The organism is Ruegeria sp. G2 (assembly GCF_056533505.1).
Genome location: NZ_JBQFON010000005.1, coordinates 16163 through 32518 on the forward strand (window position 1 = coordinate 16163; position 16356 = coordinate 32518).

13 protein-coding genes are annotated in these 16356 nt (G+C 56.7%); 5 read left to right on the forward strand and 8 right to left on the reverse strand.

The window, feature by feature from the left end:
• Positions 1 to 30: 30 nt before the first annotated feature.
• Entirely contained in the window at positions 31 to 876 is an 846-nt protein-coding gene (locus ACR0DU_RS10585; RefSeq protein ID WP_480455109.1) for a HalD/BesD family halogenase, read from the reverse strand.
• A 425-nt stretch (positions 877 to 1301) separates the two neighbouring features.
• Between ACR0DU_RS10585 and ACR0DU_RS10590 the strand changes: the two genes are divergently transcribed.
• From ACR0DU_RS10590 to ACR0DU_RS10600, 3 genes are all read left to right on the forward strand, one after another.
• Positions 1302 to 3053: an acetolactate synthase 3 large subunit gene (locus ACR0DU_RS10590; RefSeq protein WP_480874374.1), complete on the forward strand. Its 1752-nt coding sequence runs from the start codon at positions 1302 to 1304 to the stop codon at positions 3051 to 3053.
• Positions 3054 to 3119: 66 nt separating this feature from the next.
• Complete coding sequence (gene ilvN / locus ACR0DU_RS10595; RefSeq protein ID WP_010442156.1) at positions 3120 to 3680, forward strand: acetolactate synthase small subunit; 561 nt, start codon at positions 3120 to 3122, stop codon at positions 3678 to 3680.
• Positions 3681 to 4020: 340 nt separating this feature from the next.
• Positions 4021 to 4719: a helix-turn-helix domain-containing protein gene (locus ACR0DU_RS10600; protein ID WP_480874377.1), complete on the forward strand. Its 699-nt coding sequence runs from the start codon at positions 4021 to 4023 to the stop codon at positions 4717 to 4719.
• A gap of 10 nt (positions 4720 to 4729) precedes the next feature.
• On the opposite strand, the gene ACR0DU_RS10605 is transcribed toward ACR0DU_RS10600, so the two are convergent.
• The 7 genes from ACR0DU_RS10605 to ACR0DU_RS10635 all read right to left on the reverse strand — a co-directional run bounded on the left by ACR0DU_RS10605 (position 4730) and on the right by ACR0DU_RS10635 (position 14015).
• The gene (locus ACR0DU_RS10605) at positions 4730 to 5527 is read right to left on the reverse strand and encodes a DUF2189 domain-containing protein (protein WP_480455112.1); all 798 of its coding nucleotides are present in this window, start codon (positions 5525 to 5527) and stop codon (positions 4730 to 4732) included.
• A 29-nt stretch (positions 5528 to 5556) separates the two neighbouring features.
• Positions 5557 to 6954, reverse strand: coding sequence for an amidase (locus ACR0DU_RS10610; protein ID WP_480874380.1), 1398 nt, complete (start codon positions 6952 to 6954; stop codon positions 5557 to 5559).
• Between the two features lie 104 nt (positions 6955 to 7058).
• On the reverse strand, positions 7059 to 7766 hold the full coding sequence (locus ACR0DU_RS10615) for a M50 family metallopeptidase (RefSeq protein WP_480874382.1): 708 nt from the start codon (positions 7764 to 7766) through the stop codon (positions 7059 to 7061).
• Positions 7767 to 8894: a peptide chain release factor 2 gene (prfB, locus tag ACR0DU_RS10620; RefSeq protein ID WP_010442151.1), complete on the reverse strand. Its 1128-nt coding sequence runs from the start codon at positions 8892 to 8894 to the stop codon at positions 7767 to 7769.
• Between the two features lie 88 nt (positions 8895 to 8982).
• Positions 8983 to 11469 carry a penicillin-binding protein 1A gene (locus ACR0DU_RS10625; RefSeq protein WP_319544790.1) on the reverse strand — a complete coding sequence of 829 codons (2487 nt, stop codon included), beginning with the start codon at positions 11467 to 11469 and terminating at the stop codon, positions 8983 to 8985.
• Positions 11470 to 11564: 95 nt separating this feature from the next.
• Positions 11565 to 12785, reverse strand: a complete 1221-nt coding sequence (locus ACR0DU_RS10630) for an N-acetylmuramoyl-L-alanine amidase (protein WP_170540503.1) — start codon at positions 12783 to 12785, stop codon at positions 11565 to 11567.
• A gap of 66 nt (positions 12786 to 12851) precedes the next feature.
• The gene (locus tag ACR0DU_RS10635) at positions 12852 to 14015 is read right to left on the reverse strand and encodes a pyridoxal phosphate-dependent aminotransferase (RefSeq protein ID WP_480874386.1); all 1164 of its coding nucleotides are present in this window, start codon (positions 14013 to 14015) and stop codon (positions 12852 to 12854) included.
• On the opposite strand from ACR0DU_RS10635, the gene ACR0DU_RS10640 reads away from it, so the two are divergent.
• Both ACR0DU_RS10640 and ACR0DU_RS10645 read left to right on the forward strand, forming a co-directional pair.
• Positions 14014 to 15399 (forward strand): M48 family metalloprotease, encoded by a 1386-nt coding sequence (locus ACR0DU_RS10640; RefSeq protein ID WP_480874389.1) that lies wholly within the window; start codon positions 14014 to 14016, stop codon positions 15397 to 15399. The genes ACR0DU_RS10635 and ACR0DU_RS10640 overlap by 2 nt on opposite strands.
• Positions 15396 to 16154: a DsbA family protein gene (locus ACR0DU_RS10645; protein WP_480874391.1), complete on the forward strand. Its 759-nt coding sequence runs from the start codon at positions 15396 to 15398 to the stop codon at positions 16152 to 16154. The genes ACR0DU_RS10640 and ACR0DU_RS10645 overlap by 4 nt, the downstream gene beginning before the upstream one ends.
• Positions 16155 to 16356: the final 202 nt, after the last annotated feature.

Sequence of the window (16356 nt, forward strand, 5' to 3'; positions counted from 1 at the left end):
TATGGTGGCCAGTCTAGCCTCTCGCTTAACTCAATCCAGCAATTCGTCATCCCGAAGCCCGGCACGCGCGTAATGTTGGGGCAAAACCCGACCATAAAGTTGCCGTGTACGCTCAACCCCGCCGCACATCCCTTCGGTTTCTACAAATGAAAAAATTCCGACATAGCGTTTGCGGTCGCCCTCGACCGGAGCAACCCGGTGCAAGGCATAACGCCCTTTGAAAATCTGCAGGTCTCCTGGTTGCAGTTCCAGTTGGTGCACACCCCTCCTGCTGCCATCCAAAATCGCAGCGACGCCATTAAAATTTTCGTCCTCACTGGTCCGCAGGTTGGGTGCATATTCGAACGCACCGCCTGCTTCACCATTCTGAATTGCCAGCGTCACAGTGTAATTATTGGTGTCGAAATGCCACGGAAAGCCGCCTCCCTTCTCGACCACATTGATGATCACGTCCGCCAACGGATCGTCATATCTAAAGAACCGATCCTCTGGCTCGTTCAGCGCCTCGCGGATGAAGGGCATGAAACCTTCATACTCATAAATACGTCGCAAAGGGCTTGAGGCTGCAAAGTTATCCGCTGGCACAAAGGCATTGGACCGGTCGAAAAACCGTCGGATCGGATGCCCGATACCAAAGCTCGGGTCGTCCTGAGTGAAATAGGCATTCGTGCGATTGAATGACCGATGCGCCTTGGGAGCGACCTCGTCGGCCTCGGCAATCAGTTTTTCCAATCCCTCTTCATGCACAAAGGACGGCAGGACTGCACATCCATCAACATCCAGATCCCGACGCAGGTCCGCAATCAACTGCCTATATCCATAGGAGTCAGGCCGATCGATCGGATATCGCCCTAAATCTACAAGATCGTGCAACATGTCTGACCTCCCGATGTAGTGCTGTTTTCATCAGCCTGCCTCAGCATCGGGGGTTGCTCTGGTCTGTTTCAGACATGGACCTGACGCAATCAGACCAGCCTCACGCAACGTCATGCGCTCAAAATTTCACCCAAATTTCACGGATGTTTCTCGATCTGCGTCATTTTGCGCAATAAAGTAACAAAAAATATAAACACTGACTTACAATATTTTTGTATTTGCCTGTTGACGCCCCTTCCCCTCAAACATAATGTCCCTGCACGCAAAGAAGGAGCCTCTGGCGATGAAAGCGCTAGTCGTAATCGTAGGAAACAAGCGCATGGGCCGGTAACGGTAAACCATAATCGAACCCATGCGCCTCCGAAAATCTCGGGGGCTTTTTTTTGGCAACACGCAAGACACATGTCGCGAACGGAGCAAAGCAGATGACACGTGAGATGACCGGCGCAAAGATGGTAGTTCAGGCCCTCAAGGATCAGGGCGTGGACACAGTTTTCGGATACCCCGGTGGCGCCGTCCTACCGATCTATGATGAGATTTTTCTGCAAAACGACATTCGCCACATTCTGGTACGGCATGAGCAGGGTGCGGTACATGCCGCTGAAGGCTATGCCCGCTCAACCGGCAAGCCGGGCGTTGCCTTGGTCACATCCGGTCCCGGTGCGACAAATGCGGTGACCGGCCTGACCGATGCGTTGCTGGATTCGATTCCGATCGTTGTTCTGACCGGTCAGGTTCCGACCTTCATGATTGGCTCTGATGCCTTTCAGGAAGCGGACACCGTAGGCATCACCCGCCCCTGCACCAAGCACAACTGGCTGGTGAAGGATACGGACTCGCTGGCGGCAACAATGCATGAAGCCTTCCACGTGGCAACCGCGGGTCGTCCCGGCCCGGTGCTGGTCGACATTCCGAAGGACGTTCAGTTTGCCTCGGGTGAATACAAGACGCCAAAACCGTCAACCTCCCACTATCAGCCAGTATTGAAGGGCGATCTGGAAGAAATCACCGAACTGGTCGCGGCAATCGAGACCGCGAAGAAACCGGTCTTCTATACTGGCGGCGGAGTCATCAATTCGGGCCCTGCAGCCAGCCAGCTGTTGCGCGAGCTTGTGGACGCAACCGGCTTCCCGATCACTTCGACCCTGATGGGGCTTGGGGCTTATCCGGCCTCGGGTGAAAACTGGATCGGTATGCTGGGGATGCATGGGCTCTACGAGGCCAACATGGCGATGCATGATTGCGATCTGATGATCAATATCGGCGCGCGCTTTGACGACCGTATCACCGGCCGTATCGATGCGTTCTCGCCGAACTCGATCAAGGCCCATGTGGATATCGACCCATCCTCAATCAACAAGGTGATCCGGGTGGACATCCCAATCGTTGGCGATGTTGCCCATGTGCTTGAGGATATTCTGAAAGTCTGGAAGGCACGCGGTCGCAAAACAGATGCTGCCAATATCAAACAGTGGCAGGACCAGATCAACGAGTGGCGCAAAGTTAACTGCCTTGCCTTCACCAACAGCGAGAAAACCATCAAGCCGCAATACGCGCTGCAACGGCTTGAAGAGCTGACAAAGAACCACGATCGATACGTCACGACTGAGGTTGGACAACACCAGATGTGGGCGGCTCAGTATCTCGGCTTTGAAGATCCAAACCGCTGGATGACATCGGGTGGTTTGGGCACAATGGGCTATGGTTTCCCCGCCTCGATCGGTGTGCAGATGGCGCATCCCGATGCGCTGGTTATCAACGTGGCAGGTGAAGCGTCGTGGTTGATGAACATGCAGGAAATGGGCACCGCAGCACAGTACCGCTTGCCGGTGAAGCAGTTTATCCTGAACAATGAACGCCTTGGCATGGTGCGCCAGTGGCAAGAGCTGCTGCATGGCGAACGCTATTCGCACAGCTGGTCCGAAGCACTGCCTGATTTCGTCAAACTCGCCGAGGCCTTTGGTGCCAAGGGTATCCTGTGTTCCGACCCAGCAGATCTGGACGACGCGATCATGGAGATGATCAACTATGACGGCCCTGTGGTCTTTGACTGCGTGGTCGAAAAGCACGAAAACTGCTTCCCGATGATTCCATCAGGCAAAGCCCATAACGAAATGCTGCTGGGCGAGGCCGAAACGCAGGGCGTAATCGATAGCAAAGGCTCGGTACTGGTTTAACAAATTCGACGAATTTTGTCGGGCGCTTCGGTGCCCGGCCATCGAAAGATGATGAAAGGGACGTAAATGTCTGCCCTACAAATCAAAAAAGGCGCAACTCGCCATTCTGCTTACAACCTACGCCCAACTTTCTCGGACGTTCAGGAACAGCATACAATTGCTGTTCTGGTTGAAAACGAACCGGGCGTTCTGGCGCGGGTGATCGGACTGTTCTCGGGCCGCGGCTATAACATCGAAAGCCTCACGGTCGCCGAGGTGGATCATACAGGCCACCTGAGCCGGATCACGATTGTCACCACCGGCACCCCGCAGGTCATCGAACAGATAAAGGCGCAGCTCGGGCGCATTGTCTCGGTTCGCGATGTCCATGATCTGACCGTGGAAGGCGCCTCGGTCGAGCGCGAACTGGCGATCATCAAGGTTGTCGGCGAAGGAGACAAACGGGTCGAGGCGTTGCGTCTGGCCGATATTTTCCGCGCCAATGTGGTCGATAGCACGCTGAATTCATTCATTTTTGAAATCACCGGCGCGCCAGACAAGATCGATGCGTTTGCTGACCTGATGCGCCCTCTAGGGCTAATCGAAATCGCCCGGACCGGTGTTGCTGCCCTGCTGCGTGGTGACTGACATTTTGGCGCCATCCTCGGCTGTGCTTGCCCAGCCGAGGACCCGGCAGCGCAATAAGTTTAAACAATAATCCGAAATTAGCCCGCATTCCGCGCAATTCACGAACAATAACATGTAAAAGATCATGCAAAAAAGCTGAATCGCTATTGATTTTGCATGACGTCACGTTAGCCTGATCTGCGTAGCGGGGCCTCATCCGGCGCCCCCCCTTATGTCATTTTTACGATTTCTGACTGACGTGCAGCCACTGTGTTGACGCCTTCTCGTTGTTTCGAATCTCAAGCAGAACCGTGGAATTGACGTGACTGACAGCAATCGCAGCCCTGCTAAATTACGTAGAATGTTTGGCGCGAACCTTCGGCAGCTTGCACAAAGATACCCATCGGTATCTGAGCTATGCCGCCAGCTGGGAATCAATCGAACGCAGTTCAACCGATATCTGGCCGGTGAGAGCTTTCCGCGCCCGGATATCTTGGACAGGATTTGTCGGTTTTTCGATGTCGATGCGCGTATCCTTCTAAAACCATTGGATGAAATCGAGCCCCACGCCCCGCATCCGGCGGTAAATGTCATCGATCGCTACCTCTCGGCTAACGTCGATACGACGATTGCGACCGGTTTTTACCAAGCCATTGAGCGTGACCAGACAGCCGCGAGCCAGCCCCATCACCGGCTGTACCATGTGCGTCAGATCTTCAATTGCACCCTGCTACGTGGTTATGACCCCTGTTCCTCAGTATCCGAGAGACCCGCCACGCGTGAGGTTCGGGGTATCGTGTCTTATGCAGATGGAAAGATTTGCGCGTTGATTTCACGAAAGGGCGCACAAGATCGTCGAATGATGGTTCTGACTGAAACAAGCGAGGAGAACGGCACCCGATTGTTGGGCTATGTCTATCGGCTGGCAGAAGGATCCGAGCTAGGCCAGAGTACCCAACGGGTTGAGCTACGGCACTTGGGACATGACCTGTCTGCTGCGTTGAAATTGGCGCGCAAAGCAAAGCGCTCAGCACACCCGAGCAGGGGCGCTTCGACCTGAGGTTGTGCGTTCAGGCACTCTCAGGTTCAGCAGTTTCTGATGATCCACCATCCGAGATCAAACGATAGAGATGCCAGCTTGCGTGTCCAAGCAACGGCAGAACCAGAAACAGGCCCAAGAACCAGGGCACCATCGCGAGAAATGTGACAATCGCGATGAATCCACCCCACCCCAGCATCACTTTCATGTTCGTTTTGACGTAACCAAAGCTTGAGATCATCGCTGTCACGAAATCTAACTCGCGATCCAGCAACATTGGTATCGATAGTACCGTGATCATGTACAAAATGATCGCAAACACGGCACCTACCAATGTGCCCAAGGCTAACATCCCCAAACCATTGGGGGTCAGAAAGACTTCAAACGAAGTCGAGATGTTGGTCATCGTCGACAGCCCCATGAACAGGGCAAAGATCATGTGACCCAGAAAGAACCAGAACAGGAAAATCACCACTATGATCGCGCAAATCGACGGCAGTTGCCTGCGGCTTTGCTGAACGACGACGCCGAATATCGCAGCAGGGTTCAACGGTTCGCCCTGCTCCAATCGGTGCGACACCTCGTACAGACCTACGGCGGCGAACGGCCCGATCAAAGGAAATCCGATTGCGGCCAGAACCAGCCAGAATGATGTACCGGTCTTTAGTGTAACCCAGGCCATGAGCCACCCGGCCAAGACGTAAAAACCAGCAAAAAGAAGACCGTATAGCGGCGCGCTGCGAAAATCTTGCAAGGCGCGACGCAGCGCTTGTTTCAGCATCGCAGTATCGACCGGTTTCAACGTCGGCACACCAAAGGGTTTATTCATTCCTGTTTGCTCCTCCCAGGCGCTTCTTTCTACATGGCGGGGCGTTTCTGTGGCCAGTGCGTTTCTGCGTGATAAGCGGCGCCCAACGACAAGATTTTCGCATCCGATCCGCGCGGGCCAAATAGTTGCAGCCCCATCGGCAACCCATTGGCCCCAAACCCGGCTGGAGCTCCCAAACAGGGTAGACCCAGCAGGCTGACTGGCGTCACAACTTGCATCCAGCGATGGTAGGTATCCATCCCCTGCCCTTCGATTTTGGTTGGGTATGGTGTTTCGATCTCGAATGGCCAGACCTGCGCAGCTGGCAATACCAGAGCGTCACAATCAGCAAATATCTCTGCCGCGCGTCTGTGCCAGTCTGATCGAATAACACTGGCGCGGTGCACATCCATTGCGCTGAAAGACAGCCCACGCTCCAACTCCCATTGCGCTGTATCTTTGAGTACGGCTTTATCCCGAGCCAGAGGCTCAAGCCCAGTTGCCACGCTCCACGAGCGCAAAGTGATCCAGCTGTCCCAGATCAGGTCCGCATCAAAGGGTGGTTCAAGCGTCTCAACCCGCGCGCCGTTTCCTTCGAAAACCCGCAACGCATCTCTGCAAAGCTCAAGTATGCCTGGCTCATATGGAAACGCCCCGCCCCAGTCAGCCAGCCAGCCGATACGCATTCCATTCAGATCGGCGGTCTGAACGGGGGACACCGCCACGACCTCGGTGCTCAGGGGCATTCTTGGGTCTGGACCAGACATCACGTCGAGCAAAAGCCCGATATCTTCGGGGCTGCGCGCCATCGGTCCCAATGTTGAAAGCTGGTGCAGATAGCTGTCGCCAGCTGGTTCGGAAGGAACCCGCCCCCAAGTAGGCCTGAAACCATAGACGTTGTTCCATGCCGCAGGGTTGCGCAAGCTGCCCATCATGTCGGACCCGTCGGCCAGCGACAGCATGCCCGTCGCCAACGCCACAGCCGCGCCACCCGACGAGCCGCCACAAGATTTTGCCGTATCGTACGGGTTGCGGGTTGCGCCATAGACTGGGTTGAACGTGTGCGAGCCAAGTCCGAATTCCGGCGTATTGGTCTTACCGATCAGGATCGCTCCGGCTGCGCGAAACCGGGCGGCCAACAGATCGTCAGTTTGTGGGACATGATCCTTGAACAATGGCGAACCCTGGGTCGAGGCGATCCCCGCCACATGCACCAGGTCTTTCACCGCGATCGGTAGCCCGTGCAGCGACCCACGCGTGAGGGCCGCATCCGCCGCCCGCGCCTCTTCCATCAAAGCGCCTTCCTCTCGGAGCGCGACAATCGCGTTCAACGGGCCATTCACCTCAGCGATCCGGTCCAGTGTCGCGCGCATCAACTCAACTGCTGAAAGCTGACGGTTGGACAAGCTATCGAGAATGTCCTTTGCAGAGGCTCTGTTCAGATCCATGTGGGTTGGCCCTTTGCCTGTTCCCGATCAGCCTAACGACGTGGTCGGACCATTTAAAGCCACTGTTTAGATGTATCTTTTTTGGATGTGAGCAAAGGTTATGCTCACTTGATCCTGACGTCGATCCGGACATTGCTATCGCGGCCAAGCATGTTCCTCAGGCCAAAGATGATCATGACTAGGCTGATTATCAGCCACAGCCCACCCCACATCATTGTCGTTCCACCGAACTCGTCGGCCAGCATGTACGCGTCTGAACGCAAGCCCGAGCGCCGGAGGGTGTCATCGAAGATATCAAAGGGCACGTAGATCATGCTGGTCAATCCAATGACTCGCAAAATCAGATCGCACAGACTACGGCTCAAGTACCAGGCGATCGCCACCATCACCACGCCGCTGCCCGCACAGAAGGCCATGGCAAACGGATCGCGGATATAGAGCAGAGTGACCACCAGCATGACGCCACCAAAGAGACCAAGCGCCATCCGATCGGCATTCGTGCGTAAGGCGATCATCAGCAGCCCCATCCCAAGCATCAATGAGCCCAGATACCCGGCTGAAAGGCTGATAAACCGGTTGCCGCCTCGGCCGACCACCAGACCACCCTGTTGCGGTGAGACCGAGAAGCTTTCGACCGATCCTCCGGTCAGAACGATAGCAAGGGCGTGCGAAAGCTCATGCAGAAAAACAACCAGGATTTTCAATGGAAGCACTAGCATCGTGTTCCAGAACACAAACACCAATGCAACAATGATGATCAATTGCCAGTGGCCTTTGATCAGGTTTGCAGCAGAGGTCAGGTGCTTTCGCAACTAGCCTTCGCCTTGCGCCTCGGACCGGCTTTTGCCCGAGACATTCAGCGCCAGCGTCGCTGCCATAAACTCATCAAGATCGCCGTCCAGTACGCCCTTGGTATCCGAGGTTTCATGGTTGGTTCGCAGATCTTTAACCATCTGATAGGGCTGCAGCACGTAGGACCGGATTTGGTTGCCCCAACCCGCATCGCCCTTGGCCTCATGCGCTGCGTTAATGTCAGCATTCCGGCGATCCAGCTCTTGCTGATACAGCCGCGATTTCAGTGCCTTCATGGCGATATCGCGGTTCTGATGCTGCGATTTCTCGGAACTCGTCACGACAATCCCAGTCGGGATGTGCGTGATACGAACCGCCGAGTCTGTGGTGTTTACGTGCTGACCACCCGCGCCCGAGGACCGGTATGTATCGATGCGGATGTCCGAAGGATTGACCTCGATCTCGATATTGTCGTCCACCACCGGATAAACCCAGACCGAACTGAACGAGGTATGACGCTTTGCCGCTGAGTCGAAAGGCGAAATGCGCACCAGCCGGTGCACACCGCTTTCCGATTTCAACCAACCATAGGCGTTGTGGCCGGTGATCTTGTAAGCGGCAGATTTGATGCCCGCCTCTTCCCCCGCCGTCTCGGATTGTAGCTCGACCGTATAACCCTTTTTCTCGGCCCAACGCACGTACATCCGCGCCAGCATCGAAGCCCAGTCACAGCTTTCCGTACCTCCAGCGCCGGAGTTGATCTCAAGAAACGTATCATTACCGTCGGCTTCACCATCCAGCAACGCCTCAAGCTCTTTCTTGGCGGCTTTGGTCTGCAGGCTTTTGATGGCGTTCTCAGCGTCGGTGACAACCTCTTCGTCCTCTTCCATCTCGCCCAATTCGATCAGTTCGATATTATCGCTGAGATCGGTTTTGATGGATTCGTAGGTCTCGATTGCGTCGACCAGCATCTGCCGTTCACGCATCAGTTTTTGCGCGTTCTCAGGATTGTCCCACAGGTTTGGATCTTCAACACGCGCGTTAAATTCCTCTAGCCTGTGCGGAGCGGTTTCATAGTCCATGCGCTGCGCCAGCAGCTCCAGCGACTTTTCGATTTCCGCCACGATATTCTGGGTTTCGGCGCGCATGGTCAGGTCCCAACTTGCTCAATCAGGGTTGCGTGATAGCAAGAGGTGCAGGTCACCACAAGATGACTAAGCGGTGAAACTTGGGCGGTCAGTAAAGCCCGCCGCCCTGCAGATCACCTTGGCTGGCATTCGGGCCAACCGTGATCGTATCACCCGTCGAGGTGGTTACCTGACGGCCCGAGCTGGCCTCTTCAAACAACGGCAGGTCCGAGCCCATCGCGAAGCCTCCATCATAGATGCGGTCGATGAAGCCGTCGACGCCATCACGGAAATACTCGGCCACCACGTATTCTCCGCTGGCATCTTCAGGTAGGCGCGCGCCGCTGAACCGGTCGATCTTGATGAAGTGGCCGCCCGGAGGCACTTCGAAGGGGCCACCGCCGTATTTCTCGACTGCCTTTTCCATAAAGCTTTGGAATACAGGGCCACACAGGGTGCCGCCATAGGCCCCCCGGCCCATCGGGCGCGGGCGGTCATAACCGATGTAGCAACCAGCCACGATGTTTGAAGTGAAGCCGATAAACCACGCATCCTTGGATTCGTTCGTTGTGCCGGTCTTGCCCGCCGTGGGCACGGGCAAGTTCACGACACGCGACGCGGTGCCGCGATCCACCACGCCTTTCATCATTGAAGTCAGCTGATAGGCGGTGATGGCATCCATGACCTGACTGCGATCGGTAAGGATCGTGGGCGATTCATCGGGCTCAAGCCAGCTGGAGTTACAGTCCACACACTGGCGATCATCATGGCGATAGATGGTCTTGCCGAACCGGTCCTGAATACGGTCAACCAGAGTCGGCTCAACCCGCTCGCCGCCATTGGCGAACATCGCATAGGCAGCAACCATTTTATATAGCGTGGTTTCCTCGGACCCCAGCGAGTTCGCAAGGAATGCGCCCATACGGTCATAAACGCCGAACCGTTCGGCATACCCCGCAACAACGGGCATGGTGACCTCTTGCGCCAAGCGGATGGTCATCAAGTTCCGCGACATCTCGATCCCGGTGCGCAACGGCGTCGGACCATAGAACTTGTTGGTCGAGTTCTTGGGACGCCAAAGGCCCTGCGGTGTATTCACCTCGATCGGCGCATCCACAACGATTGTGGCTGGGCTATATCCGCTGTCTAGCGCCGCTGCATAAACGAATGGCTTGAAGCTGGACCCAGGCTGCCGCTGCGCTTGCGTGGCGCGGTTGAACACCGTGTCCTGATAGGAAAACCCCCCCTGCATCGCGAGAACACGGCCCGAGTTCACATCCATCGCGACAAAGCCGCCTTGTACTTCGGGCACCTGACGGGCGGACCATTGGCCCTCTTCCCCTGCCATAACTAGTATGACATCGCCGCGTTTGAAATTGTCTTGGAAATTGCCCTGCATCCACTTGATGTCTTCGCGGGGGACGGTGCCATCTGCTGGGCCATCTTCGATCCCGACGGTCAGGGATTGGTCGGCCACGTTCAGAACGACGGCCGGATACCATTGCGTCGGCAGCACCACGTCGCGGGGGATTTCCATGATCGCCAGCGCCTCGCGCCACTGAGCTTCATCTGCCAGCTTCTCTTCCGGAATCACCTCACCCGTACCACGCCATTTCCCGCGCGAAAGGTCGTATTTCTGCAGCGCCGTGCGCAGGGCTTTCGCCGCTTCGACCTGCATTTCTTCATCAACTGACGCCCGGACGGTAAAACCGCCGGTAAAGAACTCTCCCTCGCCGAAATCTTCGCTCAGCTGGCGGCGGATCTCGTCGGTGAAATAATCACGGGGCGGCAGCGCGGTGCGGAAGCTTTCGAAATCGCCGTTCTGGACCGAGCGCAGAGGCATCTCGACTTCGGTTTCATAGGTCGCCTGATCGATGTAGCCATTCTGCTGCATTTCGCGCAGCACATAGTTGCGGCGGTTGAGCAGACGTTCTTTCTGACGGACCGGATGATAGTCGGAAGGTGCTTTCGGCATGGCGGCCAGCATTGCGGCCTCGTGTGGTGCCAGCTCTTGCAGGGTCTTGTTGAAATAGGTCTGCGCGGCGGCTGTCACGCCATAGGAGTTCTGGCCCAAAAAGATCTCGTTCATATAGAGTTCGAGGATCTGTTCTTTGTCGAGCGTATCCTCAAGCCGGGTGGCGAGGATGATTTCCTTGATCTTGCGCTCGGCCCGGCGGTCGCCGGACAGCAGGAAGTTCTTCATCACCTGCTGTGTAATCGTTGATGCACCACGTACGGTTTCGCCCTTGGTGCGCACGGCCTCGACCCCAGCAGCAATGATACCGCGCGGGTCATAGCCCTGATGGGTATAGAAATTCTTGTCTTCCGCCGAGATAAACGCCTGTTTCACCAGATCGGGGATTTCCTCGGACGGCGTGAACAGACGGCGTTCCTGCGCGAATTCGTCGATCAGCTGTCCTTCGCCCGAGTAAATCCGGCTGATGGTCGGCGGCTTGTATTGCGCCAGTGATTCATGACTGGGCAGGTCGCGCCCATACATCCAGAACACCGCGCCAACGACCAGCGCGGCCATAAAAATACCCAAGGTCACGAGGCTGAAAATTGCCCCGAAAAACGAAAGAATGAACCGGATCACGTTACTGCCTTTTACTCGCGGTGACGCCTATATAGTGCCGCCCCCCCGCAGGGTCAAAACACGAAAGGCTACAATGGCCGTTTTGCGCCGCTACGTTATTGACCAATCAGCGATCGTTTCACCAAATCGTCCTGACGCCAGTTCTCAAGCCCCTGCACTAGCCCGCGCGCCATCGAGGCCCGCCAGTCCGGATCAGAGATGTTCTTGAAATCACGCGGGCTGGACAAGAACCCCAACTCGACCAACACAGATGGGATGTCTGCGGCCTTCAATACCGAGAATGACGCAGAACGCAGGGGTCTGCGATTCATCGGCCCACCCTGCTGTGCCATACCATCGACCAACGAGCGGGCCAGCGCTTTGCTGCGCGGTTTGGTCTCTTGCCGGGCCAAATCCAGCAGCACATCAGCGACCTGATCGTCCGCTCCGCTCAGATCGATACCCGCAATCAGATCGCCTCGGTCGTGACGTTCAGCCAGCTTCTGGCTGGCAACATCCGAGGCCTCTTCTGACAGTGTGTAGACGACAGCCCCATGCGCCAACCCTTCGGAAAGCGAATCCGCATGCAGCGAGATGAACACGTCCGCCCCGGCCCTGTGCGCCAAAGCAATGCGCCGCTCTAGCGAGACAAACTGATCGTCGACGCGTGTCATCACCACTTCGTATCCGCCTGTACGCAGCAGCGCCTCGCGCAGTTCGCGTGCGAAGGTCAGCATCAGCGTTTTCTCATTGGTATCAGCGACTTCGGCACCCGGATCGATGCCCCCATGGCCGGGGTCCAACATGACAAGCAACACATGTTGATCAACGCGCCCGGGCATCGCCGGTGTCACCGCGGGTTCCGGAAGGTCCCACCCTGGCTGGCGCGGAGCACCCGCGCTGGCCGCGAAACTGTCAAAGTCAGTCCCTTTCAGATGCAACGACAAATGTGCAGCACCCGTCGCTTGATCAATCCGCAGATCGGCGGTTTCTACAGCCAAAGGAGCACCAAGCTCCAGCACTAGGCGCGACCAGCCGGGCACATAGGCTCCGTACTGAACACCACTGATACGGTCAGTTTGAAGGAAGGTCCCGCGGTCCAAACCAGACCAATCGACCTCCTGGAAATCCAGCACCATCCGGTAGGGATCACGCAATGTGAACACGCGGTATGGCACACCCTGGCTGAGGCCAAGGTCCAGCCGCACCCCGGTATTGCCCTCATCGACGATGCGGCTCTGCTCCGGAAGGGCGCGTGCAAGTGCGCTGAAGTCCTGCGCGATAGCAGCACCAGTCAGCGCCCAGATCAGGGCGAGTGCGAAGAAGATCCTGCTCATGGTCTCAAGTTTTCCCGAGATCGTTTGAGGCAGAGCCTATAGCAATCCCCTGCCTTTGTGAACGCTTTAGGCCGTTTGCGGGATCGCGCCTCGCTCGGCCATAAAACGCTGCAGCCGATCCAGCCCATCCTGAATGTCTTCGTTCGACCGCGCATAAGAAAAACGCAACGTCGTGTGCCCGCGCACCGGATCGAAATCCAGCCCCGGTGTCACGGCAACCCCGGCCTTGTCCAGAATCTCGGCCGCAAAGGTACGGCTATCCTGCGTCAAATCCGAGACATCTGCGTAGACATAAAACGCCCCATCCGGCGGTGCGATATTGGCAAACCCGGCCTTGGGCAACCCATCCAGCATCAACAGACGATTACGGCGGTAAACATCCAGATTGGCCTGCAGCTCATCTTCGCAATCCATCGCAGCCAATGCCGCCACCTGGCTCGCATGGGGAGCACAAATGAACATGTTCTGCGCAATTCGCTCGACCACGCGCACCTGATCTTCGGGCACAACCATCCAGCCAACACGCCAGCCGGTCATCGAGAAATACTTGGAGAACGAGTTGATCACATAGCACTCATCCGTCAGCTCCAACGCAGTGACGGCTTTGGCTTCGTATTCCAGCCCGTGATAAATCTCATCACTGATGAATGAAGCCCCCTGCCCGTGCGCCGCTTCGATCAGTGCCTGCATCGCGGCATGGTCCAACATCGTTCCTGTGGGGTTCGCAGGTGAAGCAACCATCAATCCCTGCAGATCGAGCCCCGCGAAATCAGCGGGCACTGGTTGCAGCCGGTTTTCAGGCGCAGTCGGCAGATCAACCGGAACCAACCCCAGCGCCTTGAGGATTTGCCGATAAGACGGATACCCCGGTGCCCCTATCCCTACCCGATCACCGCTGTCGAAAAGCGCCGTGAAGGTCAGCAGGAACCCACCGGACGACCCCGGTGTGATCACCACCCGTTCGGGGTTAAGATCAACATTATACCACTCGCCATACAACCGCGCGATCCGCTGCCTGAGCGCGGGCAAACCCAAAGCCACCGTATACCCCAGCGGCCCCTGTTCCATGGCCCTCGCCAGCGCTCCGGTCGCCCCTTTAGGTGCCCCGGTTCCCGGTTGACCGACCTCCATATGAATGACATGCCGCCCGGCCTCTTCTGCCTTGCGTGCGGCCTCCATCACATCCATCACGATGAAGGGATCGACCCCGGAACGGGTTGAGTTTCTCATGGCCATCTCCCATGTTGCAGCCATGGCTTTTGAACGCTTATCCCGGCTGGCGTCAATCCCGGCTGTGTTGCTGATCGCAGTGACGTGGTTGGTCAGTGTCGTTCAGACCAACGCGCAAAGCCTGATCCGCGATCCCGATATAGAACACGGCCTACGAGAACTGGCCTTTCCGATCTTGCGCGCGGCTGGCCTTAACACCAACCGGGTTAGGGTGTTGGTGGTAAATGACAGCGTATTCAATGCTTTTGTTATAGACTACAACACCATCTACCTGAATTACGGTCTGATCCTGACCGTCGAAACCCCCGAGATGTTGCAGGCGGTGATCGCGCATGAGGCCGCCCATATCGCCAACGGTCACCTTGCACGCCGTTCGGAAAACCTGCGGGCGGCACAGCGCAACGCGCAGCTAGGCACGCTGCTGGCGCTCGCGGCCGCAGCAGCGGGCGGCGGAGAGGCTGCGGCAGGCATTGCTGTGGGCACTCAGGCTTCGGCATTACGCAGTTTCTTGGGGCATACACGCGCCGAAGAGGCCTCGGCCGATCGCAGTGCTGCCAGCTATCTGCGTTGGGCTGGGATCTCACCACGCGGGATGGTTGATTTGCACCGCAAGTTTGCAGGGCAGGAACTACTGAGCGAAATCAGGCAGGACCCGTATATGCGCTCGCACCCAACCAGCCGAGAGCGCCTTCGCGCGGCTGAGACGTTTCTGGATCAATATGGTGAAAAAGCTAAAAAGAACCCAAACGCAGATTACTGGTTTGCCCGCGTAAAAGGAAAACTGTCAGCCTTCTTGCGATCCCCGACCTGGACTCTACGCCGTGCAGCCGAGGAAACCGACCGCGACATCCGTCTGATGCGTGAAGCATCGGCCTACCACCAGAACCGAGACCTGTCCCGCGCCCGCGCCGCGATTGACGGAGCGTTGGCAATCCGCCCCGATGATCCGTTTTTCTATGAACTGAAAGGCCAGATTCTGCTGGAGAACAGACGCCTGAGCGAGGCTGTTGCAGCCTATGGTGCCGCAGTCGATATGGCACCGAACAATTCTCTGATTCTGGCGGGATTCGGGCGCGCTCTGCTGGCGGATGGCCAAACCAAGAAAGCCCTGCTAGTTCTTGAAAAAGCAAGGGCAAGAGATTACCGAAACGCCCGATTGATGCGTGATCTTGGCTTAGCCTATTCGCAGGTGGGCAACAATGGAATGGCGTCTGCTGTGACCGCAGAGCGGTATGCGCTGCAGGGTCGTCTTGCTGATGCTGGCATCCATGCTAAACGCGCGGTCGCGCAACTCCCCGAAGGCTCTCCGGGTTGGCAAAGGGCGCAGGATGTGCTGATTGCCTCGGAGCGCCTGCAAAAGAACAAAAGAAGGAAACGGAAATGATCCTGAGACATGCTGCACCGGCCTTATTGGGTCTTTCCCTGATCACCAGCCCCGCGCAGGCGCTCGACCTGAACGCCATGAGCGACGCAGAGAGAGCCGAGTTTGGCGCGCAGGTGCGCGAATATCTGCTGGCAAATCCGGAAGTGATCATCGAGGCGATCAACATCCTTGAAGAGCGCAACGCCGCAGCCGAGGCGAATGCCGACAAAGAACTCGTCGCTGCCAATGCGGAGGACCTGTTCAACGATGGGTATAGCTGGGTGGGCGGCAACCCAGACGGCGACATAACTCTGGTCGAGTTCATGGACTATCGCTGCGGCTATTGCCGGCGCGCCATGCCCGAAGTGGCGACCCTGCTGGCCCAGGACGGCAATATCCGTCTGGTTATTAAGGAATTGCCAATTTTGGGCGATGCCTCGGTCGTGTCATCCCGCTTTGCCATCGCGACCAAACAGGTGGCGGGAGATGAAGCATACAAACAGGTTCATGATGCCCTGCTGGCCTTTAGCGGTGAGCCGTCCGAAGTCACACTGCGCCGCATCTCTGACGGGCTGGGACTGGACAGCGACGCGATCATCGCGGCGATGGACAGTGAAGAAGTCACCGAGGAGATCGCCAAAACCCGCGCGCTGGCACAAAGACTACGAATCTCTGGAACGCCTTCATTTGTTCTGGGCACTGAAATGCTGCGCGGTTACCTACCCGCAGATCAGATGCTGCAGATTGCGAACGGAGTTCGTGCAGAACAAGGTTAAGAGCAGAGGTTGGAATGATCGCCCGACGTTCACTTTACAGATGGGTTCAACTCACCTTTGGCCCGAAAGCCATCTTCATTGGATATTGAGCCTTTTGTGAGACTTCTCTTCAAACCTATCAATTGAATTGAAGCGATTGACTGGGCTTTCCTGAGCATGCATTGGACCACCTTGGAACTAGGGAACCGGCAAAATTTTGCCG

Coding starts and splice junctions, on each gene's coding strand:
- ACR0DU_RS10630 (WP_170540503.1), bottom strand. CDS start 12,785: ATGAGCAGGATCTTCTTCGCACTCGCCCTGATCTGGGCGCTGACTGGT.
- ilvN (WP_010442156.1), top strand. CDS start 3,120: ATGTCTGCCCTACAAATCAAAAAAGGCGCAACTCGCCATTCTGCTTAC.
- ACR0DU_RS10590 (WP_480874374.1), top strand. CDS start 1,302: ATGACACGTGAGATGACCGGCGCAAAGATGGTAGTTCAGGCCCTCAAG.
- ACR0DU_RS10600 (WP_480874377.1), top strand. CDS start 4,021: ATGTTTGGCGCGAACCTTCGGCAGCTTGCACAAAGATACCCATCGGTA.
- ACR0DU_RS10635 (WP_480874386.1), bottom strand. CDS start 14,015: ATGAGAAACTCAACCCGTTCCGGGGTCGATCCCTTCATCGTGATGGAT.
- ACR0DU_RS10645 (WP_480874391.1), top strand. CDS start 15,396: ATGATCCTGAGACATGCTGCACCGGCCTTATTGGGTCTTTCCCTGATC.
- ACR0DU_RS10605 (WP_480455112.1), bottom strand. CDS start 5,527: ATGAATAAACCCTTTGGTGTGCCGACGTTGAAACCGGTCGATACTGCG.
- prfB (WP_010442151.1), bottom strand. CDS start 8,894: ATGCGCGCCGAAACCCAGAATATCGTGGCGGAAATCGAAAAGTCGCTG.
- ACR0DU_RS10585 (WP_480455109.1), bottom strand. CDS start 876: ATGTTGCACGATCTTGTAGATTTAGGGCGATATCCGATCGATCGGCCT.
- ACR0DU_RS10610 (WP_480874380.1), bottom strand. CDS start 6,954: ATGGATCTGAACAGAGCCTCTGCAAAGGACATTCTCGATAGCTTGTCC.
- ACR0DU_RS10640 (WP_480874389.1), top strand. CDS start 14,014: ATGGCCATCTCCCATGTTGCAGCCATGGCTTTTGAACGCTTATCCCGG.